At 71.1% G+C, this 24,582-nt stretch carries 8 protein-coding genes; all 8 read right to left on the reverse strand.

Annotated elements, in window-relative coordinates:
• A complete protein-coding gene (locus ACIA73_RS29240) occupies positions 1-3,180 on the reverse strand; it encodes a type I polyketide synthase (RefSeq protein ID WP_399441798.1) in 3,180 nt (1,059 codons plus the stop codon).
• 30 nt (positions 3,181-3,210) lie between these two features.
• Positions 3,211-19,038 (reverse strand): SDR family NAD(P)-dependent oxidoreductase, encoded by a 15,828-nt coding sequence (locus ACIA73_RS29245; protein ID WP_399441799.1) that lies wholly within the window; start codon positions 19,036-19,038, stop codon positions 3,211-3,213.
• Entirely contained in the window at positions 19,028-19,564 is a 537-nt protein-coding gene (locus tag ACIA73_RS29250) for a flavin reductase family protein (protein ID WP_399441800.1), read from the reverse strand. Before ACIA73_RS29250 ends, ACIA73_RS29245 begins: the two co-directional genes overlap by 11 nt.
• A 119-nt stretch (positions 19,565-19,683) precedes the next feature.
• Positions 19,684-20,487, reverse strand: coding sequence for a thioesterase II family protein (locus tag ACIA73_RS29255; RefSeq protein ID WP_399441801.1), 804 nt, complete (start codon positions 20,485-20,487; stop codon positions 19,684-19,686).
• Positions 20,484-21,635 carry an alpha/beta hydrolase gene (locus ACIA73_RS29260; RefSeq protein ID WP_399441803.1) on the reverse strand — a complete coding sequence of 384 codons (1,152 nt, stop codon included), beginning with the start codon at positions 21,633-21,635 and terminating at the stop codon, positions 20,484-20,486. Before ACIA73_RS29260 ends, ACIA73_RS29255 begins: the two co-directional genes overlap by 4 nt.
• Positions 21,632-22,474: a 2-oxo acid dehydrogenase subunit E2 gene (locus ACIA73_RS29265; protein ID WP_399441804.1), complete on the reverse strand. Its 843-nt coding sequence runs from the start codon at positions 22,472-22,474 to the stop codon at positions 21,632-21,634. The genes ACIA73_RS29260 and ACIA73_RS29265 overlap by 4 nt, the downstream gene beginning before the upstream one ends.
• Positions 22,471-22,698, reverse strand: coding sequence for an acyl carrier protein (locus ACIA73_RS29270; RefSeq protein WP_399441805.1), 228 nt, complete (start codon positions 22,696-22,698; stop codon positions 22,471-22,473). Before ACIA73_RS29270 ends, ACIA73_RS29265 begins: the two co-directional genes overlap by 4 nt.
• A complete protein-coding gene (locus ACIA73_RS29275; RefSeq protein ID WP_399441806.1) occupies positions 22,695-24,581 on the reverse strand; it encodes an HAD-IIIC family phosphatase in 1,887 nt (628 codons plus the stop codon). Before ACIA73_RS29275 ends, ACIA73_RS29270 begins: the two co-directional genes overlap by 4 nt.
• Between the last annotated feature and the right edge of the window lies 1 nt (position 24,582).

Genomic DNA, 24,582 nt, shown 5'->3' on the forward strand with positions numbered 1-24,582 from the left:
TTACGCCTTGACAGCAAGCAGCTCCTCCCTCAGGAAGTCGGCGAGCACGATCGGAGTCGGGTACTCGTACATTGCCACGGGCGGTATGAGCAATCCGGTGGCATCGCATAGGCGGTTGCGCACTTCCAGCGCAGTGAAGGAGGAGAATCCCATGTCGAGGAAATTCTCCGTGTCGTGTATCGCCCCGGGGTCGCTGTGCCCCAGCACGTCGGCGGCGTGCTGACGCACAAGCTCCAGGAGGCGTTCGGTCAACTCCTCGGCAGGCAGCTCCGCCAGCGTCTCCGGCGAGGACGCGGGCTCCTTCGTCGCAGGTGCGGGCCGGGCGAGGGCCGCGTCGTGCGAGGTGTCGAGCCAGTAGCGGTCGCGCTGGAAGGCGTAGGTGGGGAGACCCGTAGCGCGGGCGTGCGGGCCGTGCACCGCGCGCCAGTCGACGGGGGTGTCCGTGGCGACGAAGATGCCGCCGAGTGCCTGGAGTACTGCTTCTTCCTCAGGCCGGTCCCTGCGGGCCGAGGGCACGCAGACCGCCTCGGCGAAGCAGTTCCGGGCGAGGCTCGTCAGGACTGCGTCGGGCCCGACCTCCACGAAGCGGGACACACCCTGCTCGCGGAGAGTGAGGAGTGCGTCGTGAAAGCGGACGGTCTCGCGAGCGTGGGTGACCCAGTATGCGGAGGACCCCAACTCGCCTTCCTCGACCAGCTTTCCGGTCAGCGCGGACACGAACGGAACCACTGGCGCGGCGAAGGACAGCCCGTCCACGATCTCCGCAAAGTCGGCCAGCATCGGCTCCATCAACGGGGAGTGGAACGCATGACTGACCGTCAACGGGCGTACGCGGACGCCCTGTTCCCTCAGCGCCTCTGCGATCTCCTCCACCGCCGAAGCGGTACCGGAGACCACCACCGACGCAGGACCATTCACCGCCGCCAGCGACACCTCACCCTCACGCCCGACCAACAGCGGAGACACGACCCCCTCACCCGCCTGCACCGCAAGCATCGCCCCGCCCACCGGCAACGCCGCCATCAACCGACCCCGCGCCACCACCAGACGTACCGCATCCTCCAAACCCAGCACACCCGCCACATGCGCAGCAGCAATCTCACCCACCGAATGCCCGGCAACCACATCAGGCCTGACACCCCACGACTCCCACAACCGGAACAGCCCCACCTCAACCGCAAACAACCCCGGCTGCGCCACACCCGTCCCATGAACCCCCTCACCATCCAAGGCATCCCTCAACGAACCACCCGTCAGCCGCCCATACACCTCCGCAACCTCATCAAACGCCGCAGCGAACACCGGGAACGACGCATACAACCCACGCCCCATCCCCACCCGCTGCGCACCCTGACCCGTAAACAAGAACGCCAACTTGCCCGATGCCAAGTGCCCATCTCCCACCACCACAGCCTCGGGCCGGCCGCCCTCAGCCCATGCGGAAAGGCCCGCGAGGAGTTCGTCCTGTGTCGTGGCGACAACGGCCGCGCGGTATTTCAGTGCGCTACGCGTCGTGGCCAGGGCGTAGCCGACGCCCTTGGGGTCGAAGCCGGGGCGGTCGTTCAGGAACTGCCGGAGCCGCGCGCTTTGGGCACGGAGGGCTTCCGGGCGATCGGCCGAGAAGGTCCAGAGGTGCGGGGGCCCGTCCCCGCCCCCACCCGCTATCGACTCCACGGGCTCCACGGGCGCGCTCGTTGCCGCCGGGGCCTGTTCGAGAATCACGTGGGCGTTGGTCCCGCTGATCCCGAAGGAGGACACGGCGGCCCGGCGCGGCCGGTCGACCTCCGGCCACTCCCGCTGCTCAGTCAGCAACGACACCGCACCCGACGCCCACTCCACGTGCGGCGAAGGCTCCCCCACATGCAACGTCTTCGGCAGCACGCCGTGCCGCAGCGCCTCAACCATCTTGATCACACCGCCCACACCCGCAGCCGCCTGCGCGTGCCCGATGTTCGACTTCAACGAACCCAGATAGAGCGGTTGTTCGGCCGTCCGTGCCCGTCCGTAGGTGGCGAGGAGCGCCTGCGCCTCGATCGGGTCGCCCAGCCGGGTCCCGGTCCCGTGCGCCTCCACCACATCCACATCCGCCGCCGACAGGCGGGCGTTCGCCAGCGCCTGACGGATCACCCGCTCCTGCGAAGGACCGTTCGGCGCGGTCAGACCATTACTCGCACCGTCCTGATTCGTCGCCGAACCCCGCAACACCGCCAACACCTGATGACCATTACGCTCCGCGTCCGACAACCGCTCCAGCAACAGCAACCCCACACCCTCCGCCCAGCCCGTACCGTCCGCATCGGCCGAGAACGCCTTGCAACGCCCGTCCACCGACAACCCCCGCTGCCGCGAGAACTCCAGCAGGAGCATCGGCGAGGCGAGGACGGCGACGCCACCCGCGAGGGCGAGCGAGCACTCGCCGTTGCGCAGGGACTGGGCCGCCAGGTGGAGGGAGACCAGGGACGACGAGCACGCCGTGTCAACCGTCACCGCCGGGCCTTCGAGCCCGAAGACGTAGGAGAGCCGGCCTGAGGCGATGCTCATCGCGTTGCCGGTCATGAAGTGGCCCTCGTAGCCGGGCGGCGCCTGCTGCGCTCGCGGGGCGTAGTCCTGCGCGACCGCTCCGACGAAGACGCCCGTACTGGTGCCGCGCAGTGAGCGCGGTGCCAGGCCAGCCCGCTCGAACGTCTCCCACCCCGTCTCCAGGAGGAGCCGCTGCTGCGGGTCCATCGTCTCGGCCTCGCGCGGCGAGAGGCCGAAGAATCCCGCGTCGAACTCGTCGGCGGTGTGCAGGAATCCGCCGTGCCGGGTGTACGTCGTCCCCTCCCGCTCCGGGTCCGCGTCGTACAGCTCCTCCAGGTTCCAGCCGCGGTTCTTGGGCAGTTCGCCGACCGCGTCGGTGCCGGTGGCGACCAGGTCCCACAGGTCCTCGGGGGACGACACACCGCCCGGGTAGCGGCAGGCGGTCGCGATGACGGCGATGGGTTCGTGCGTGCGGCTCTCCAGTTCCTCGATGCGGGTGCGGGCCTGCTTCAGGTCGGCGGTCACCCACTTGAGGTAGTCGAGCAGCTTCTCCTCCTTGCTCTGGGCGGAGGTGTTCTGAGGGCTGGTCAGGCCGGAGGTGTGCTGCGGGTTGGTCAGCCCGGAGGTGTGCTGAGGGGCGGACCCGGTGGTGTCAGTCATGCGTACCGACCTCCAAGGACGGTGGGGGAATCAGTGGTGAGAGGTCCGGCCGAATTCCTTGTCGATGAAGTCGAAGATCTCGTCGCTGGTGGCGGCGGCGAGCTGCTCCTTCGTGGCGGCCTCGGTGCCGGTCTCGGGTGCCGTGGTGGCGGTACGCCGGTTCCAGTCCGCGAGCAGGCGCTGCATCCGTGCGGCGACCGCTTCCCTGACGGCCGCGTCAACCCCGCCCGTCCCGGGTCCGGCCGCCGGGTCGGCGGGTGCGGACGAGGTGTCGGGGCCGCCGGGTGCGGTGAGCGCGCCGAGCGTCCGCTCCAGCCGGTCGAGTTCCGCGAGTACGTCCGTGACGTGTGCCTCCGTCCCGGACTCCGCTGCGGCGGGGGCGAGTTGGTCGTGCAGGTGCCGGGCGAGAGCGGCCGGGTTGGGGTGGTCGAAGACCAGGGTGGCCGTGAGCCGCAGGCCGGTGGCGCCGTTGATCCGGTTGCGGAGTTCGACGGCGGTCAGCGAGTCGAATCCGGTTTCACGGAAGGACCGGTCGGGTTCGACGGCGTCCGGCGAGGAGTAGCCGAGCACCGCGGCGACCTCGTCCCGCACGAGGGCGAGGAGTCGGCTCTCCCGCTCGGCGGCGGGCAGTCCGGCCAGCCGGTCGGCCAGCGGGACGGCCGCCTCCGTACTGTTGGCGACTCGCCGGACCTGCTTGCGGACCAGGCCCTGGAAGAGCGGGGGCAGCGGCTGGGTGTCGGCGAGAGTGCGCAGCACCGCGAGGTCCAGCGGGGCCGGTACGAGCAGCGGGCGTGCGGCGGTGCGTCCGGCGTCGTACAGGGCGAGACCCTTGGCCGGTTCGATCGGGACGAGTCCGCTGCGCCGGATCCGGGCGAGGTCCTTCTCGCCGAGGCCGCCGGTCATGCCGCTGTCCTGCTGCCACAGCCCCCATGCGAGGGAGACCGCGGGCAGGCCCTGGGCCCGTCGGTGTGCGGCGAGCGCGTCCAACGAGGCGTTCGCGGCGGCGTAGTTGGCCTGGCCGGCGCCGCCGAGGGTCGCGGACACCGAGGAGAAGAGCACGAACTCCGCGAGGTCGTCGCCGCGTTCGCGGACGAGCCGGTGCAGGTTCCACGCCGCGTCGGTCTTCGGGCGCAGCACGGTGTCGAGCCGTTCGGTGGTCAGGGCCTCCACGGTGGCGTCGTCGAGCGCACCGGCCGTGTGGACGACGGAGGTGAGAGGGTGCGCGGCGGGGATCGTGTCGAGCAGGGCGCGGGTGGCACCGGGGTCGGCGGTGTCGCAGGCGGCGACCGTGACCGTAGCACCCAGTTCCTCCAGTTCCGTACGGAGTTTCCGCGCGCCCGGCGCGCCGAGGCCGCGTCGGCTGGTGAGGAGCAGGTGCCGGGCGCCGTGTGTGGTGACCAGGTGGCGGGCGACCAGCGCGCCGAGCGAGCCGGTGCCGCCGGTGACGAGGACGGTGCCCTCGGGGTCGGGCCGGGTGGGCAGGGTCAGTGCGATCTTGCCCACCTGGCGGGCCTGGCTGAAGTACCGGAAGGCTTCCGGCGCCTGGCGTATGTCCCAGGTGGTGACGGGCAGCGGCTTGAGCACACCGCTCTCGAAGAGTTCCAGCAGATCGCGGAACATCTGCTGGATGAGTTCGGCTCCGGCATCCGCGTGCAGGTCGAAGGCCGAGTAGTCGACTCCGGCGTACTGGGCGGCGACGGCCCGCGGGTCGCGGATGTCGGTCTTGCCCATCTCCAGGAAGCGCCCGCCGCCGGGCAGCAGCCGCAGCGACGCATCCACGAACTCGTGGGCCAGGGAGTCCAGTACGACGTCCATGCCCGCGCCGTCGGTGGCCTCCAGGAAGGCCTTCTCGAAGTCGAGGGTGCGGGAGGACGCGAGGTGGGCGTCGTCGAGGCCGAGCGTGCGCAGCACGTCCCACTTGCGGGGACTGGCCGTGCCGTACACGTCCACACCCCAGTGCTGGGCGAGCTGTATGGCGGCCATGCCGACACCGCCCGCCGCCGAGTGCACCAGCAGCCGTTGGCCGGGGCGTACGTCGGCGAGGTGGCGCAGCCCGTAGTACGCGGTCAGGAAGACCACGGGGACGACAGCCGCCTGGGCGTACGTCCAGCCGCGCGGGACGGGGGCCACGAGGCGGTGGTCGGTCACCGCGACGGGGCCCGCACCGCCGGGGAACAGGCCGAGGACCCGGTCGCCGGGGGCGAGGCCCGTGACACCGCTGCCGACCTCGGTCACGACTCCGGCGGCCTCGCTGCCGAGCTGGGCGTCGCCCGGGTAGACGCCGAGGGCGATGAGGACGTCACGGAAGTTGAGGCCCGTCGCGCGGACGGAGATGCGGACCTGCCCGGCTTCCAGCGGGTCGTTCACCTCGGGGCAGGGCAGCAGGGCGAGGTTGTCCAGGGTGCCCTTGGCCGTGACGTCCAGCCGCCAGGCACCGGCACCGGCCGGCGGGACGAGCTCCTGGCCCGCGCTGCCCGGCCCGGTGCGTACGAGCCTGGGCACGTGCACGGCCCCTTCGCGCACGGCGAGTTCGGCGTCTGCCGTGGCCGTCGCGAGCGCGGCCGGCAGGGCGCGTACCGAGTCCTCGTGGTCGTCCAGGTCGACGACGGTGATCCGGCCGGGGTGCTCGGAAGCGGCCGACCGCAGCAGGCCGTGCAGGGCGGCACCGGCGAGAGAGGTGATCCGCTCGCCGGAGCGGGCGGCGACAGCTCCTCGGGTGACGATCACGAGGCGGGATCCTGCGGGGCCTCCCAGGCCGCCCAGGCCTCCAGGGCTTCCGAGGGCTCCAGGGCTTCCAGGGCCGCCGGGAGCGCCCGGCCCGGCCTGGGCCGGGAGCGAGGCGTGCGCGTCCTGCGCCGCCGCGTGCGTGCCGTGCTCGTCGGCGGCGAGCCACCGCTGTACGAGTCCGAGCCCTTCCTCCACGAGAGTGCGCACCCGGCGCGGCGCGCCGAGGGGGTCGGTGTCAACGGTGACCACTCCGGCCACCGGGCGCCCGTCCGAGGGGTCGTCGACGAGGTCGTGCCCGAGGAAGACAACCACGTGGGCCGGTGCCGGACGGGCGGTGACCGTCCGCCGCCCGTCCGCGAGGTCCGCGAAGAGCGAGTCGAGGTCAGGGTGCACGGGCGTACCGCTGTCCGCGAGACCGTACGGGTCCGCGCCCACGATCACTGTGCCGGGCCCGCCGCCCGTGAGCGCGCCCGGCGGGGTGCCGGCACCGTCACCGGAAGCGGCCGTGGGTGTGGGAGTGGCAGTCGGTGTCGGTGTCGGTGTCCAGTCGACGCCGAACAGACCTTCCGTCGCGGGAGTGCGCTGCTGACCGGTGAGCTGCTCGACCGCGATCGGGCGCAGCGCCAGGGCGGCGACGGAGGCGACCGGAGCACCGGTCGCGTCGGCGAGCCGTACGGCGATCCGGTCGGGACCGGTCGAGGCCAGGTGTACGCGCAGGACGGCGGCGCCGGTTGCGAACAGTTCCACGTCGCTCCAGGCGAACGGCAGCCGCGTCTCGCCGGCGAGGAACTCGCCGAAGCCCATGGAGTGCAGGGCCGCGTCCAGCAGCGCCGGGTGAAGCCCGAACCGGCCGGGCGCACCGGAAGCGCCCACCCGGCGGACGGCCTCGTCGGTCATCCGCACCTCGGCGAAGACGTCCCCGTCCCGCCGCCATGCCCCCGACAGGCCCTGGAAGGCGGGGCCGTACTGGTAACCGGCTTCCGCGAGCCGGGAGTAGAGCCCGCCAAGCTCGGCCGGATCCACGCTCTCGGCCCCTTCCGGCGGCCAAGCCCCGGCGAAGTCCGCCCAGACGGGAGTGGAGTCCTCCTGGTGCTCGGAGGCACCGGTCAGCACGGCTCCCGTGGCGTGCCTGGTCCACGTACGGTCCTGGAGTACGGAGTCCGGGGAGTCGCCCTCGGGCTGGGAGTGGACGGACAGCCCGCGTACGCCGGACGCGTCGGGGGCGTCGACCGTGACGCGCAGCCGAACGGCGTCGCCGACCGGCAGGTGCAGGGGCGCTTCGAGGGTGAGGTCCTGTACGCGGCCGTACTGCGCGGCGTGGAGTGCGAGTTCGACGAAGGCCGCTCCGGGCAGGATGACCGTCCCCGCGACCGCGTGGTCCGCGAGCCAGGGATGAGTGTGCAGGGAAAGCCGTCCGGTAAAAACGTCACCCTGCCCATCGGCCAGCTCCAGCGAGGCCCCCAGAAGCGGATGCCCCGCATCGGTCAACCCCAGGACCGCCGTGTCCCCACGGTCCACCGGGGCATCCAGCCAGTAACGCTCCCGCTGGAAGGGATACGTCGGCAGACCGGTCGGGCGGGCATGGGGGCCGTAGACCGCACGCCAGTCAATAGCGGTATCCGACTCGGCGAACAGCCCGCCGAGTGCCTGGAGCACGGCCTCGTCCTCGGGACGGTCCCGGATGACCGAGGCCACGCAGAGGGCCTCGTCGAACGCGTTACGGGCCAACGCGGTCAGCACCGCATCCGGACCCACCTCCACGAACCGCGACACACCCTCCTCCCGCAGAGTGAGCAGGGCGTCGTGGAACCGAACCGCCTCACGGGCATGAGACACCCAGTACCCGGACGACCCCAACTCCCCTTCCGCGACCAGTTTTCCGGTCAGCGCGGACACGAACGGGACCACCGGAGCCGCGAAGGACAGCCCGTCCACGATCTCCGCAAAGTCGGCCAGCATCGGCTCCATCAACGGGGAGTGGAACGCATGACTGACCGTCAACGGGCGTACGCGGACGCCCTGTTCCCTCAGCGCCTCTGCGATCTCCTCCACCGCCGAAGCGGTACCGGAGACCACCACCGACGCAGGACCATTCACCGCCGCCAGCGCCACCTCCCCCTCACGCCCGACCAACAGCGGAGACACCGCCTCCTCACCGGCCTGCACCGCGAGCATCGCCCCTCCCACCGGCAACGCCGCCATCAACCGACCCCGCGCCACCACCAGACGTACCGCATCCTCCAAACCCAGCACACCCGCCACATGCGCAGCAGCTATCTCACCCACCGAATGCCCGGCAACCACATCAGGCCTGACACCCCACGACTCCCACAACCGGAACAGCCCCACCTCAACCGCAAACAACCCCGGCTGAGCCACACCCGTCCCATGCACCCCCTCACCATCCAAGGCATCCCTCAACGAACCACCCGTCAGCCGCCCATACACCTCCGCGACCTCATCAAACGCCGCAGCGAACACCGGGAACGACGCATACAACCCACGCCCCATCCCCACCCGCTGCGCACCCTGCCCCGTAAACAAGAACGCCAACTTCCCGGACACCCGGCGCCCGCCACCCACGACCACGGCCGCGCCGCGCTCACCCCGAGCCAGCACCTCCAGGCCCGCCACCAACTCCGCCCGGTCCCGGCCCACCACCACACCACGGTGGTCAAAGCGGGCCCGGGAGGTGATGAGCGAGAAACCGAGGTCTTCCGGGTGCGCGGCGGGGCGCTCCGTCAGAACGGCCCGGATGCCGGCCGCCTGTTCTCGCAGTGCGTTTTCGCTCCGCGCCGACAGCACCAGCGGCACGAGGCCGGGCCGCTCGTCGCGGGGCGCTCCGTCCTCCGTGATGACGTCGGGCGTGATGGATACGGGCGCCTGCTCCAGAATCACGTGGGCGTTGGTCCCGCTCATCCCGAAGGAGGACACGGCGGCCCGGCGCGGCCGGTCGACCTCCGGCCACTCCCGCTGCTCAGTCAGCAACGACACCGCACCCGACGCCCACTCCACGTGCGGCGAAGGCTCCCCCACATGCAACGTCTTCGGCAGCACGCCGTGCCGCAGCGCCTCAACCATCTTGATCACACCGCCCACACCCGCCGCCGCCTGCGCGTGCCCGATGTTCGACTTCAACGAACCCAGATAGAGCGGTTGTTCGGCCGTCCGTGCCCGTCCGTAGGTGGCGAGCAGGGCCTGCGCCTCGATCGGGTCGCCCAGCCGGGTGCCCGTGCCATGCGCCTCCACCACGTCCACGTCCGCCGCCGACAGGCGGGCGTTCGCCAGCGCCTGACGGATCACCCGCTCCTGCGAAGGACCGTTCGGCGCGGTCAGACCATTACTCGCACCGTCCTGATTCGTCGCCGAACCACGCAACACCGCCAACACCTGATGACCATTACGCTCCGCGTCCGACAACCGCTCCAGCAACAGCAACCCCACACCCTCGGAGAATCCGGTGCCGTCGGCCTCTGCCGCGAAGGACTTGCAGCGGCCGTCGGCCGACAGGCCGCGCTGGCGCGAGAACTCGATGAAGGTGTTCGGCGTCGCCATGACCGTGACCCCGCCGGCCAGGGCGAGCGAGCACTCGCCGTTGCGCAGCGCCTGCGCCGCCAGGTGCAGGGCCACCAGGGAGGACGAGCACGCGGTGTCCACGCTGACCGCCGGGCCTTCGAGCCCGAAGGTGTAGGAGATGCGGCCCGTGGCGACGCTGCCGTAGCTGCCGTTCCTGAGGTATCCCTCCAGTTCCTCGGGGACGCTCTGGAGGCGGGAGCCGTAGTCGTTGTACATGACGCCCGCGTAGACACCGGTCCTGCTGCCCCGCAGTGAGTCGGGGGCGATGCCGGCCCGCTCGAAGGACTCCCAGGCCGTCTCCAGGAGGAGCCGCTGCTGCGGGTCGGTCGCCAGCGCCTCGCGCGGCGACAGACCGAAGAATTCGGCGTCGAAGTCGGCCGCCTCGCTCAGGAAGCCGCCGTGCCGGGTGTACGAGGTGCCCGACCGCGTGGGGTCCGCGTCGTACAGGCTCTCCAGGTCCCAGGCCCGGTCGTCGGGAAAGTCCCCGATGGCGTCCGCGCCGGACACGACCAGCTTCCACAGGTCCTCCGGGGACTGGACGCCGCCCGGGTAGCGGCAGGCCATGGACACGATCGCGATGGGTTCGCCGTCGGCGCCGGGGGTGGCGGTGCCGTTGTGCGCGGTCGCTGCCGGGCCGTGGTCCTCGGAGGCGCTGCCCGCCACCTGGGCGCGCAGGTGATCGGCGAGTGCGCCGGGGCTCGGGTGGTCGAAGACGACCGTCGCCGGGAGGCGCACGCCCGTGGCGGCGATGAGCCGGTTACGCAGTTCGACGGCGGTGAGGGAGTCAAAGCCGAGCAGCTTGAAGGCGCGGTTGACCGCGATCCCGTCGGCGTCGGCGTGCCCGAGGACCGTGGCGACCTGGTGGCGTACGAGGTCGAGGACCGCCTTGTGGCGTTCCTCGGCCGGGAGTGCGGCCATGCGGCCGGCCCAGGTGCCGGTGCCGGCCCGGGCGCCGTCCTCCGCCTGGGCGGTGCGCCGTTCGGGGGCACGTACGAGAGCGCGGAAGAGGGGCGGTACGCCGTCGGCGGCCGCTCTGGCGCGCAGGGCGGGGAGATCCAGGCGGGCGGGGACGAGCTGGGCCGCGTCGGACCGTGTGGCGGCGTCGAAGAGGGCGAGCCCTTCGGCTGCGGGCAGCGGGGAGACGCCCGCTCGCTTCATTCGGGCGAGGTCGGTGGCATCCATGTGCCCGGTCATTCCGCTGGCATCGGCCCACAGACCCCACGCCAACGACGTACCCGGCAAACCCAACCCACGCCGATACACCGCCAACGCATCCAAATACGCATTCGCCGCAGCGTAATTACCCTGCCCCGCCGTACCCAGCACACCAGCCACCGACGAGAACACCACAAACGCCGACAACCCAAGACCACGCGTCAACTCATGCAAATACCACGCCGCATCCACCTTCGGACGCAACACCCGACCCACCGCACCCACAGACAACGACTCCACCGTCGCGTCCTCCAACACACCCGCCACATGCACCACAGCAGACAACGGAAACCCATCACCCACCGAAGCCAACAACCCCTCCACCGACGCACGATCACCCACATCACACGCCACCACCCGCACCGACACCGCACCCAAACCCAAAAGCTCCTCCACCAACCCCACAGCACCCGGCGACTCCCACCCACGCCGACCCGCCAACACCACATGACGCACCCCACACACACCCACCACATGACGCGCCACCAAACCACCCAACGCCCCCAAACCACCCGACACCACAACCGTCCCCGCACCAAAAACACCAGGCACAGCAGAGACAGAGGCGGCATCGGTGGGGGAATCGGGGGCAGATCCGGTGGCTGCGTCGAGGGCCGGGAGGTCGGCACGGACGAGGCGAGGTGCGTACAAGGCGCCTGCACGCAGGGCGAGTTGGGGTTCCCGTACGGCGGTCGAGAGCAGTGCCCTACGGAGGGAGGTACGGTCCGATCCGTCTCCGTCTCCATCGACGTCGAGCAGGGCGAACCGGCCCGGGTGTTCGGTCAGCGCGGTGCGCAGCAGACCCCAGACGGCCGCACCGGCCAGGTTCGAGCCGGCCAGGTTCGCGGCAGCCGGGTTCCCGGCAGTCGACTCCGTATCGTCGGGACGGTCGGCGTCCACGTCGGCCCGGACCGCGTACCGGGACACGAACACGAGCCGCGACTCCTCGGTGCGCGGGTCGGCCAGCCAGGTCTGAACGATGCCGAGGGCGCGCTCGATCGCCGCGTGCACGTCCTCGGGCGCTTGGCCCGGCCCCGCCGCCGTGTCGTTGGCACTCACCAGTACGAAGTCGGGCAGGGGGGCGCGCTCCGGTGAGATGCCCAGCACGGCTTCGTCGGCGTCCTCACCGGTGACGTCGACGTCAGCCGAACCGGCTCCGTCAACAGAACCGGCTCCGTCAGCCGTACCGGCTCCGTCGGCCGTACCGCCAGGATCGCCTGCGGTTACGGGGTCTTCCAGCAGGCCGTCGAGGTCCGTCCTGATCTCGACGGACTCTGCCTCGCCGACCGTCTCCGTACCGGCAGCACCAGCATCATCGGCGACCAGCTGCCATTCGACCCGGTGCAGCGGCAGCCGGGGGCCGTTCGTGCCTGCCGCAGCCGCCAGTTGTTCGGTGGTGACGGTGCGCAGGGAGAGGGAGTCGACCACTGCCACGGGCTCCCCGGCGGTGTCCGCCGCCAGGATCCGGACGGAGTCCTCGCCCTGCGGTGTGAACCTCACCCGCAGCGTGCGGGCCCCGGTCGCCAGCAGCCGGACACCGTCCCAGGCGAACGGGAGCCGGGGGCCTTCACGCCCGGCATCGCCGGTCGAAGCGGGAACGGAAGCGGGAGCGGATACCGAGGGGCCTTCCCGGAGGACCACGGCATGCAGCGCCGCGTCCAAGAGCGCCGGGTGGATGCCGAAGAGATCGGCCTGGTCCCACTGCTTCTCGGCGAGTCGCACCTCGGCGAACACCTCGTCGCCACGGCGCCAGAGCGCGTTCAGGCCCTGGAAGCCGGGCCCGTACTCGTAGCCCTGGAGGGCGAGTTGTTCGTAGCGCGACGAGAGGTCGACGGCCGTGGCGTCGGCCGGCGGCCACTCCGCCAGATCCGCCGCATCCACCGGACCCGCGAGGCCGGCCGCACCGTCGGAGGCAGCATCGGCTTCCGCGTGGCCCCCGGTCGCGAGCCACCCGGTCGCGTGCCGCACCCAGCCCTCACCGTCCGAGAACAGACCGGTGCCCTCGCCGGTCGGCATCGGTCGGCCGTAGACGCGCAGCGCCCGGCGGCCCAAAGCGTCGGCAGCGTCCACCGCCAACTGGATCTGTACGTCGCCCTGTTCGGGCAACACCAGCGGCACTTCGAGCGTCAGGTCCTGGACCTCGTCGCAGTCGACCTCGTCCCCGGCCCGCAGGGCCAGCTCGACGAAGGCGGTTCCGGGCAGCAGTACGTTGCCGAAGACCGCGTGGTCGGCGAGCCAGGCATGGGTGCGCAGCGACAGCCGGCCGGTCAAGAGGATTCCGTCCCCGTCGGCGAGCGGCACCGCGGCGTTGAGCAGCGGATGGCTCGGGGCACCGAGTCCGGCGGCCGTCACGTCCCCGGTCGCGGCGGGCGCGTTCAGCCAGTAGTGCTCGCGCTGGAACGGGTACGTGGGCAGGTCGACGAACTCAACGGGCCCGGCGGGGGCGGCAGTTCCGGGTACGGCCTGCCAGTCGACGCCGACTCCCGCCGTGTGCACGGTGGCGAGGCTGGTCAGGAAGCGTGCCCAGCCGCCCTCGTCGCGACGCAGTGAGCCGACCACGACGTGTCCGCCGTCCAGCGCGGCGGGGTGGGCCCCGACGGGCTCGGAACCAAGGGATTCTTCGGAATCCGTCCCGGAAGAACCGCCCTCCTCCACCCCTGAGGGTTTACCGTCCGCCACCCCGGAGAATTCTCCGCCCGGGAATCCGTTACCGGAGAGAACGACATCGTCGAGGGTTTCCTGAATTCCCATCGTGAGCACCGGATGCGGACTCGCCTCCACAAACGTCCGATAACCATCCGCCGCCAACAACCGCACCGTCTCGTCCAACCGCACCCTCCCCCGCAAATTCCGATACCAATACTCCGCACCCAACTCCGACGTATCCACCACCGCACCCTCAACCGTCGAATAAAAGGCCACACCCGACGACCGCGGAACCACACCCCCCAACACACCCAACAACTCATCCCTAATACCCTCCACATGCGCAGAATGCGACGCATAATCCACCGCAATCAACCGCGCACGAACCCCCTCACCCACCAACCCCGCAACCCACTCCCCCAACACACCCGCATCACCCGACACCACCGTCGACGACGGACCATTCACCGCCGCCACCGACAACCCACCCACACCCGACAACCGAGACTCCACCTCAGCCACCGGCAACCCCACCGAACCCATCCCACCCACACCCGACAACCCCACCAACGCCGCACTCCGCAACGCCACCACCCGCACCGCATCACGCAAACCCAAACCACCCGCAACAAACGCCGCAGCAATCTCCCCCTGCGAATGACCCACCACCGCAGACGGCACCACACCCACCGAACGCCACACCGCAGCCAACGACACCATCACCGCAAACAACACCGGCTGCACCACATCAACCCGCTCCAACCCAGGAGCCCCCTCCACCCCCCTCAACACATCCAGCAAATCCCACTCAACAAACTCCGACAAAGCCCCCGCACACGCCTCCACACTCTCCCGGAACACCACACTCGAATCCAGCAAACCCACCGCCATACCCACCCACTGCGACCCCTGCCCAGGAAAGACAAAGACCGTCCGGCCGGGATCGCCGACGCTTCCCTCCACCACGGAAGCGGCGGATTCTCCCCGGGCGAGGGAAGCGAGTCCGGCAAGCAGTTCGTCGTTGTCGGTACCGATGACAACAGCACGGTGGTCGAAGGCCGTGCGGGTGGTGGCGAGCGCGTGCGCGATGCCGGCGGGCACCGCGGAAGGCTCCGACTCGATGCGGGACGTCAGCGCGGCGGCCTGCGCCCGCAGCCCTTCTCCGGACTTCGCCGACAGCAGGAACGGCACGACAGGAGCCACGGAGGGCTCAGGAGCAGAGGTCACCCCGGGAACAGCGGGCTCGACGGGGACGGCGGGGTCGGCGGGGACGGCGGGAGCCTCCGTCGCCGCGATCGGTGCCTGCTCCAGAATCACGTGCGCGTTGGTCCCGCTGATCCCGAACGAGGACACGGCGGCCCGGCGCGGCCGGTCGACCTCCGGCCACTCCCGCTGCTCCGTCAGCAACGACACCTCGCCTGCCGACCAGTCCACGTGCGGCGAAGGCTCACCCACATGCAGAGTCTTCGGCAGCACACCGCGGCGCAGCGCCTCAACCATCTTGATCACACCACCCACACCCGCGGCCGCCTGAGTGTGCCCGATGTTCGACTTCAACGACCCCAGCCACAGCGGCTGTTCGGCCGACCGCCCCTGGCCGTACGTGGCGAGCAGTGCACGCGCCTCGATCGGGTCGCCCAGCCGGGTCCCGGTCCCGTGCGCCTCCACCACATCCACGTCGGCAGCCGACAGACGTGCGCTCGCCAGTGCCTGGCGGATCACCCGCTCCTGCGAAGGACCGTTCGGCGCGGTCAGACCGTTGCTCGCACCGTCCTGATTCGTCGCCGAACCGCGCAGTACGGCCAGTACGCGGTGCCCGTTGCGCTCAGCGTCCGACAGCCGCTCCAGCGCGACCATGCCGACACCCTCGGCCCAGCCCGTACCGTCCGCGTCCGCCGAGAACGCCTTGCAACGCCCGTCCACCGACAGCCCCCGCTGCCGCGAGAACTCGATGAACATCCCCGGGGTCGCCATGATCGCGGCACCGCCGGCGAGCGCGATCCCGCACTCGCCCTGGCGCAGCGCCTGCGCCGCCAGGTGCATCGCGACCAGCGACGAAGAGCACGCCGTGTCCACGGTCACCGCCGGGCCCTCAAGTCCGAGCGTGTACGAGATACGGCCGGAAGCAACGCTGGCCGTGCTGCCGGTCAGCAGGTAGCCCTCGTACCCCTCGGCCGACTCGTGCAGCCGCGGTCCGTAGTCCTGCGACATGGCGCCCACGAACACGCCCGCGGAGGTGCCCCGCAGCGAGGCCGGGGTGATGCCGGAGCGCTCCAGCGCCTCCCAGGAGGTTTCGAGGAGCAGCCGCTGCTGAGGGTCCATCGCCGCGGCCTCGCGCGGGGAGATCCCGAAGAAGGCGGGGTCAAAGGCGTCCGCGTCGTGGAGGAACCCACCGTGCCTGGCATAGGTCTTGCCAGGCAGTCCGGGTACGGGGTCGTAGAGCCCGTCGAGGTCCCAGCCACGGTTCTCCGGCAGGCCGCTGATGGCGTCGCGTCCGTCGCTGACCAGCTCCCAGAGGGCTTCGGGGGTGACCACCCCGCCGGGGTACCGGCAGGCCATGCCGATGATGGCGATCGGCTCGTCCGGAGCGACCAGAGCGACGGCGGCCGGCACCTCGACGGCGGCTGCGCCGTCCAGGAACCGCGTACCGAGATGCTGGGCCAGGGCCTCCGGGCTCGGGTAGTCATAGACGAGGGACGTGGGCAGGGAAAGCCCGGCCATCGTCCCGAGCCGCTTGGCGAACTCGACGGCGCTCAGCGAGTCGAAGCCCAGCTCCTTGAACGACTTGTCGAGGTCGATCAGGTGCGGAGTGACGTGCCCGAGGACGAGCGCCATGTTCGTACGGACCACTTCCCGCAGGAGGCGGTCCCGCTCAGCACCCGACGCCTCTGCCACCCGCTGCGCGAACGTCGGCCCCGCCACGGACTCGCCGACGGAGTCGGCGCCGCTCTGCGACCGCTGCGGCAGCGGGGCGGGAACGGTGACGTTCGTGGTGTCGAGCCAGTAGCGCTCCCGCTGGAACCGGTAGGTCGGCAGGTCAGTCACGTGAGCGTCCGGCCCGTAGACCGCACGCCAGTCAATAGCAGTATCCGACTCGGCGAACAGCCCGCCGAGTGCCTGGAGCACGGCCTCGTCCTCGGGACGGTCCCGGCGGACCGAAGCCACACAGACGGCCTCGTCGAACGCGTTACGGGCCAACGCGGTCAGCACCGCATCCGGACCCACCTCCACGAAACGGGACACACCCTGCTCGCGGAGGGTGAGGAGTGCGTCGTGGAACCGAACCGCCTCACGGGCATGAGACACCCAGTACCCGGACGACCCCAACTCCCCTTCCACGACCAGCTTTCCGGTCAGCGCAGACACAAACGGGACCACCGGAGCCGCAAAGGACAGCCCATCCACGATCTCCGCGAACTCCCCCAGCATCGGCTCCATCAGCGGGGAGTGGAAGGCGTGACTGACCGTCAACGGACGCACGCGGATGCCCTGCTGCTGGAGAGTTTCACCGACCTCCTCCACCGCCGAAGCGGTCCCGGAGACCACCACCGACGCAGGACCATTCACCGCCGCCAGCGACACCTCCCACTCACGCCCGACCAGCAGCTCGGACACCGCCTCCTCACCCGCCTGCACCGCGAGCATCGCCCCGCCCACCGGCAACGCCGCCATCAACCGCCCCCGCGCCACCACCAGACGTACCGCATCCTCCAAACCCAGCACACCCGCCACATGCGCAGCAGCAATCTCACCCACCGAATGCCCGGCAACCACATCAGGCCTGACACCCCACGACTCCCACAACCGGAACAGCCCCACCTCAACCGCAAACAACCCCGGCTGCGCCACACCCGTCCCATGAACCCCCTCACCATCCAAGGCATCCCTCAACGAACCACCCGTCAGCCGCCCATACGCCCCCGCAACCTCATCAAACGCCGCAGCGAACACCGGGAACGACGCATACAACCCACGCCCCATCCCCACCCGCTGCGCACCCTGCCCCGTAAACAGAACCGCCAACTTCCCCGACACCCGGCGCCCGCCACCCACAACCACGGCCACACCGCGCTCGCCCCGGGCCAGCGAATCCAGGCCCGCCACCAACTCCGCCCGATCCCGGCCCACCACCGCACCACGGTGATCGAAAGCCGTACGGGTCGTGGCGAGGGAGTACGCGAGGTCCGCCGGCTTCGCCGAAGGGTCGTTCTCGATCAGGGAGCCCAGTTGCGCCGCCTGCGCCCGGAGCGCGTCGTCGGTCTTGGCCGACAGCAGCAGCGGCAGTACGGGCGGCGTGGACGGCAGCACGGTGGGCTCCGCGGCCTCGGGAGCCGTGGTGTCCGCAGGAGCCGCCGCTGCTTGCGGCGCCTCCTCCAGGATCACGTGCGCGTTGGTGCCTCCCATGCCGAAGGACGAGACGCCCGCGATCAGGGGCCGGTCCGGGTGCGGCCACTGGCCCGGCTCGGTCTGCACCTTGAGGCGGAGTTCATCGAGCGGGATGGCCGGGTTGGGGGTCTCGAAGTGGAGGCTGGGCGGCAGCATGCGGTGCTTGATGCTCAGCACGGCCTTGATCAGGCCCGTGATGCCCGCCGCGCCTTCGAGGTGGCCGACGTTGGTCTTCGCGGAGCCGACAACGAGCGGGGAGTCCGCTTCGTGGTCGGTGCCGACGGCGGCGCCGAGCGCGGCGGCCTCGACGGGGTCGCCGACCGGGGTGCCGGTGCCGTGCAGTTCGACGTACTGCACGTCCCGGCCCTGGACGCCCGCGCGTTGCAGGGCGCGGCGCAGCACCGCTTCCTGGGTACGACGGCCGGGGACGGTGAGGCCCTGGGTGGCACCGTCGTTGTTGATGGCGCTGCCCCGGATGACGGCGTGGATCCGGTCACCGTCGGCGAGGGCCCGGTCCAGGGGCTTGAGGAGTACGAGCCCGGCGCCCTCGCCGCGTACGTAGCCGTTGGCGCGGGCGTCGAAGGTGTGGCAGCGACCGTCCGGGGAGAGGCCGCCGAACTTGGCGGCGCCCACGGTGCTCTCGGGAATGATGTTGAGGTTGACGCCGCCGGCGAGGGCGATGTCGGACTCCCCGGTGCGCAGGCTCTGGCAGGCCAGGTGGACGGAGACGAGGGAGGACGACTGGGCGGCGTCGACGGCCATGCTGGGGCCGTTGAGGCCGAGGGTGTAGGAGACCCGGTTGGCGATGATGCTGCGGTGCAGGCCGGTGATGGTGTGGCGGCCGATGGCGTCGGTGCCGTTGCGGTGGATGAGGGTGGCGTAGTCGTCCCAGATGGCGCCGACGAAGACGCCGGTGCGGGTGCCGCGCAGGCTGTCGGGCAGGATGCGGGCTTCCTCCAACGCCTCCCAGCTCAGTTCGAGGACGAGGCGCTGCTGCGGGTCCATGGCGGCGGCTTCGCGGGGCGAGATCCCGAAGAAGGCCGGGTCGAACCGGTCGACGTGGTCGAGGTGGCCCGCCCGGCGGGAGTTGGTGCGGCCGGGGGCATCGCGGTCGGCGTCGTAGTGGGCGTCGACGTCCCAGCGGTCGGCGGGTACCTCGGTGATGGAGTCCTCGCCCGCGAGGAGGTTGCGCCAGAACGTGGCGGGGTCGGGTGCTCCGGGCAGGCGGCAGGCGAGACCGATCACCGCGATGGGGGTGCTGTCCCCGGTCGGAGCGGTAGGGGCAGTGGTCTTGAACTCACTCACCATCGCGGGTGCCGTCCTCTTTCAGGAGTCGAAATGCGCCGTACTGGCTGCGGAAGAACACGAGGGGGGCCAGGTCCTCGCCGAGGGCGAGGTGGTGGACCCGGGCGACGACGATGTCGTGGTCGCCGGCGGGGTGTTCGGCCTCGACCGAACACTCCAGCCAGCCCAGCGCGCCGTCGGGGACGGGCAGAGCGCTGGGGGTCACGGGCTGCCAGGCAACGTCGCGGAACTTGTCGCCGCCCCGGGTGGCCAGGCGGCCGCAGGTGTCGACCTGGTGCACGCCGAGGATGGCGACGCAGAGTCGTTCCGATGCCCTCAGCAGGGGCCAGGTGCTGCTGGTGCGGCCCACGCAGAAGGAGACGAGGGGCGGGTCGACGGAGACGGAGGCGAAGGAGTTCGCGGCCATTCCCGTGGGGCGTACGCCGTCCGGCTCGTATGCGGTGATCGCGACGACACCGGTGGCGAAGCGTCCGAGTGCGGTCCGGAACTCGGACGCGTTGATTCGGGTCGTCGAGGGCAGCGGTGACACGTCGGTACCTTTCGTACGGGCTCCGGTGGACCGGGGTGACCCAGCCTGGCCGAGCCCGCTAAGGAGCCCCTTTTCGCCTTCTAAAGCAGTTCTTCGGCGTGCTTGCGGGGCCCGGCGGGTCAGCCGCGCGGGGCGGAGGAGCCGGTGGGCAGGGTCCTGCGCAGCAGTGCGAGCACGGCGTCCTGGGCGTCCCTGATGAACAGGTGGCCGCCGTGCACGGTGTGGACGTCGAACTGCCCCTGTGCGTGCTGGGCCCACTCCTGGGCGTCGGGCGCGGTGACCAGCGGGTCGTCGGAGCCGACTACGGCGTGAACCGGGCAGCGCAGCCCGGCGGCCGCCGGGGTGTGCCGGTAGCCGTGACAGACCTTGAGGTCGTCGCGGATGAGGGCCAGGGCGGACTCTCGCCACTCCGGGTATTCGAGCAGCATCGGGGACATGCCGCCGATATCGACGAGGAGGTGGGTGAGTTCGCGGTCGTTCATGCCCCGGACGGCGGCGAGCGGCGGCGGCCGGTGGGGTGGTTGGTAGGCGCCGACGACGAGTGCTTCGGGGAGGGTGCGGCCCTCCTGCTGTCGCCGTTGGGCGAGTCCGTACGCGACGAGTGCGCCCATGCTGTGGCCGTAGAGGGCGTACGGGGCGTCGAGGTGCGGGCCCAGGTGGGTGTCGAGGGCATCGAGGAGCGGGGCGAGCGCGGTGATGCGCGGTTCTCGCACGCGCCTTTCGCGGCCGGGGAGTTGGACGGGTACGACGTGGATACCGGAGGGGCGCAGGGCGCGGTCCCAGCCCTTGTAGACCGAGGCGGTGCCGCCTGCGTGGTGGAAGCAGAAGAGACGTAGGCCGGCGGTGGGGTCAGGGGCGCTGGTGAGGTAGCCGGCGGGTGGGGCTCCGGGGACTTCGCGGGGTGCGGTGGTGGTGTGGTTCATGCGGTGGCCTCCGCGAGGGCGGCCGCGTCCCGGGCGGCGGGGTCGGTTGCGGCGGCGGGGTCGGTTTCGGCGGCGGTCGCGCGCACCCGGGCGCGTTCGGCGCGCAGTGCCTGGTGCAGGCGGGCGCGGGCGGGGCCGGTCTCGCCGCGCATCCGCAGCAGGGTGAGGAAGGTCCACAGGCTGGTCTCCGTCAGGTGGCGGGGGGAGCCGTGGACGTCGTCGTGGGCGATGAAGCGCAGGCTGGGCACGTGCTGTCGCAACAGGTTCCAGTCCTCGGGCGGGATAATCTCGTCGCGGAGGCTGGCGACCATGCCGACCTGTGCGCGGATCGCGCGCAGCCGGCCGTCGTCGAGCGCCCGCTCGGCGAGGTGCGCGGGCAGGTCGGCCGGTGCGGTCCGGGTGAGGTGGGCGAGGGTGTCGAGGGTGACCCGCGGCACCCGGCGCTGCCAGGCGGCGTCGGTGAAGAACCTGCGGACGGGGGCGCCCGCGCCGACGATGCCCTTGATGCGGCTGTCGTCGAGCGAGGCGCGCAGGGCCAGGTGGCCGCTGAAGCTGAGTGCGACGGCGTACGTGTCCTGGGGCGCGCCGACCGCGTCGAGGAGCTTCGGCAGCATGGTCCAGCTGTCGGCGTCGTAGGGCAGGGTGTTCTCGCCGACGCCGGGCAGTTCGGTGACGAGGCCGGCCATGCCGAGTTCGGCGATCTGGACGAGCAGCGGGGCCCACTGTTCCTTGATGCTGACGATGCCGCCGAGGAAGACGAGCAGGGGGCGTGGGGTCGGGCTGTCGAGCCCGGTGGTCCAGCAGCGGACCTCGCCCTCGGGGAGGCGGGCGGTGAAGGGGCTGATCTCGATGGGTGCGGACCGCCGCCACCGGTCGAAGGTGGTCACGCACCGGTCCAGGGCGGCGCGGCGGGCTTCGCCGTTCACGTACGGGAAGCGGGCGAGGTTGTACTGCTGGAACGCGCCCAGGAGGTTGTTCCGGGCGGCGAGCCGGTCGCCTTCGAGGGTCAGTTCGTGGACCCAGGAGCCGGGGGTGCCGTCCTCGTCGGTGCGGATGCGGTCGAGGGTGTCTTGGTAGTGGGCTGCGGGGATGTGCTGTGCGCGGGCGTGCGCGACGATGTACTGCTTGAGCTCTGCGAGATCGTTCACGGTGATTCCGGGGCGCCTGCCGGTACCTCTTCGGTGCGTGGGGCGGCGGGCGTCTCGTCCTCCTCACGGGTGGGGGTTCGGAAGTTCTCCAGGCCGGTCCTGATCTCGGCGAGGACGTCCGCGGCCTCGGCGCCGTCGATGACGCGGTGGTCGAAGGACAGGTTGAGCCGCATGACGGGGGCGACGGTGACGCTGCCCGCCCGTGCGACCGGCCGGTCGGCGACCTGTCCGATGCCGAGCGTGACGGTGGTGCCGCCCATGGAGTGGAAGCCGTCGACTGGCCGGTGGCCGAGGGAGGTCACGGCGAAGGTGCCGGTGATGAAGGGCCGGGCGGCGAGATTGCGGGCGGCGCGTCTGAAGCGCAGCAGGGCCGCGGGCCAGGGGGCCCGGTGGAGGGCCCGTACGGCGGCGAACTCCGGCATGGTGTGCGGGTCGCCGTCGCGGTAGTGGTCGATCTTCTCCTGGATGTCGTCGAGTGCGGCGGTGTCCAGGGCGGGCAGGATCGCGGCGAGGACGATGCGGTGGCCGTCCAGGGTGCGGTCGAGGGTGAGCTTGCCGACGGCCGTGGGGTAACGGGTGATCCGCGGGCGGAGTCCGCCGGTGACGGCTGCGTTGGCGTCGGGGTGGCGGGCCAGGACCCGGGCGGCGGTGTGCAGCACGTAGCTGCTGTGGGAGTACTTCCAGCCCTGTGCGGCGGCCCGGGCGCGGTGGGCGAGTACGGCGCTCATGTCGACCTCGGTGTCCAGGTGGACGGGTGCGAAGGAACGCACCTGGTCGAGGAAGTACAGGGTGTGCCGGCGCTGTGCCGCGACGCGGGCGCCGGTGCGGGCGGGGCTCATGCCTGCACCGCCACCGCGTAGAGGTGTTCCAGGCTCGGTGCCTCCAGGGCGTCGGGCAGTGAGATCCGGCGGCCGGTGGCCCGTTCCAGTGCGGTGAGCAGGGTGAGCAGGTGTACGGAGTCCCAGCCTTCGAGCTGGTCGAAGGGGCGGCCGAGGTCGGCCGCCTCCAGGGGGAGGCCCACTTCCTCGCGGAGGAGTGCGACGAAGCCTTCGTGGGAGTTCATGGGGCGAGTCCTTCGAGGGGGGTGTGGAGGCATACGTGTGCCGGGAGCGGCGGGATGTCGGCGAGGTCGTGGCGGAAGAGGCGTTCGTCGAGTCCGGGCACCGTGTCGGCGGGGGTGAATCCGTGCTTCGGGTAGAACTCGGCGACCTTGGCGTTCTTGGCCGAGGGCAGGTAGGAGCCGTAGACGGTGTCCGCTCCGGTGGCGGCGGCGTGCCGCAGCAGTGCGGAGAGGCAGGCCTGCTCGATGCCGCGGGCGAAGACGCGGCAGCTGAGGAGGAAGTTGTCGATGATCAGGGCACGGCCCTCCCGGCGGGCGAAGACGGCGCCGACGACACCGTTGTCGCCGAACCTGTCGGTGCTGCGCACGGCGAGCACCAGGGCTTCGGGATCGTCGAGGAGGGCGCGGACGTCGGCGGGCTGGCGGCGGCGGGTGGTGAGGTTGAACTGGTTGGTGCGCAGGGTGATCTGGGAGAGCCGGGGCACATCGCTGTCGCGGGCGGGGTCCAGGGCGACGGTGATGCCGAGCTCGTCCAGGTAGTCCTGGATGGAGTCGAAGGTGTGCTGGAAGTCCTTGCGGACGAGTTCGTCGCGGTAGCGCAGCGAGCGTCCCCGGTCCTCGGCGGTGAGTTCGCGGGTGTCGAACCAGCCGTCGCGCAGCAGTTTCCCGATGTGCAGGGCGGGTTCGTCGTCGAGGGGCACGACGGCGACGCCGGGCAGTTCACGGCGGACGAGCCCGCATTCGTAGGGGCTGTCGTCGACGAAGACGACGCTGTCGACGCCGAGGTTGAGGGCGTCGGTGAGGTCGGTGAGGTTGAGGTGCTTGGGCTGCCAGTTGGCGGTGACGCGGACGAAGTCGTCGGGGCGCAGTTCCATGCCGTGGCGGTGGCGCAGTGCGTCGTCGACGGGTTCGGGGTCGTTCTTGCTGACGGCGGCCAGCAGTACGCCCTGGGAGCCGATCTGGCGGACGATGCGCTGGAACGCCGCGAAGGCTTCGCCGGCCGGTCCTTCGCCGATGCTGATGCCGTCGCTGCCGTCGTCGCCGAGGATGCCGCCCCACAGGGTGCCGTCCAGGTCGAGTGCGAGGACCTTCTTGGTGCGTCCGGCGAGGTGGCGGGCGAGGTGTCCGGCCTCGCGGGCGTAGCGGGCGAGGAACTCGGGCGAGAGGTGGGCCTTGGCGTAGGCGCTCAGTCTCGGTTCCTGGGCGGGGACTTCGGCGACGAGCGGGTCGGTGTCGATGACGACGACGGCGGGGTGGCTCTCGGCGATGCGCAGGAGGCGGATGTTGGCCTCGCGCCACAGGGTGCCGGCGAGGGCCCGGGAGCGCAGGTCGACGAGTTGGCCGGTGAGAGTGCGCAGCAGGGGCAGCGTGTTGAGGACCAGGGTGCCTGCGCACTGCGCGGCGAACTGGTCGGCGGCTTTCTCGACGAGGGCGAGCCGGGTGTCGAGGGCGTGCCGCAGGTCGTCGGTGTTCCACGGGGTGGGCAGTTCGGCCAGGACGCTCGTGGGGTCCAGGACGCACAGTACGAGGTCGGGGCGGGCGGCGTAGAGCTCGCTGGTGGGGTCGGTGAGGTCGAACAGCCAGCTGTCGTAGCCGGACAGGACGGTGCGCAGCACGATGCCGTGCCGGGCGGCTTCGGCGGCGAGGGCCGGGGCGACGGGGGCGATGGTTCCGCTGCCGGTCACGGCGACGGTGAGGGTGGGTACCGAGGGGTGTGCGGCGAGCACGGCTTCGGGGTCGAGTCGGCCCAGGAGCCTTCCGGCGCGGGCGAGTTCGGCCTCGTCGGCCTCGGCGAGGAGGGCGGGCAGGCGGGGGTACTGGGCGGCGAGGGTGCCGGCCTGCTGAAGGTCGAGCAGGTGCTGGGTGAGGGATGCGGTGTCGGGCATG

Origin of the sequence: Streptomyces sp. NPDC051561, assembly GCF_044454195.1 — a bacterium.
Lineage (GTDB): Bacteria > Actinomycetota > Actinomycetes > Streptomycetales > Streptomycetaceae > Streptomyces.

Bases quoted from the DNA above. Each gene is read 5' to 3' on its own strand.
- ACIA73_RS29265 (WP_399441804.1), bottom strand. From the start codon at position 22,474: ATGAGCCCCGCCCGCACCGGCGCCCGCGTCGCGGCACAGCGCCGGCAC.
- ACIA73_RS29245 (WP_399441799.1), bottom strand. From the start codon at position 19,038: ATGGTGAGTGAGTTCAAGACCACTGCCCCTACCGCTCCGACCGGGGAC.
- ACIA73_RS29255 (WP_399441801.1), bottom strand. From the start codon at position 20,487: ATGAACCACACCACCACCGCACCCCGCGAAGTCCCCGGAGCCCCACCC.
- ACIA73_RS29240 (WP_399441798.1), bottom strand. From the start codon at position 3,180: ATGACTGACACCACCGGGTCCGCCCCTCAGCACACCTCCGGGCTGACC.
- ACIA73_RS29275 (WP_399441806.1), bottom strand. From the start codon at position 24,581: ATGCCCGACACCGCATCCCTCACCCAGCACCTGCTCGACCTTCAGCAG.
- ACIA73_RS29270 (WP_399441805.1), bottom strand. From the start codon at position 22,698: ATGAACTCCCACGAAGGCTTCGTCGCACTCCTCCGCGAGGAAGTGGGC.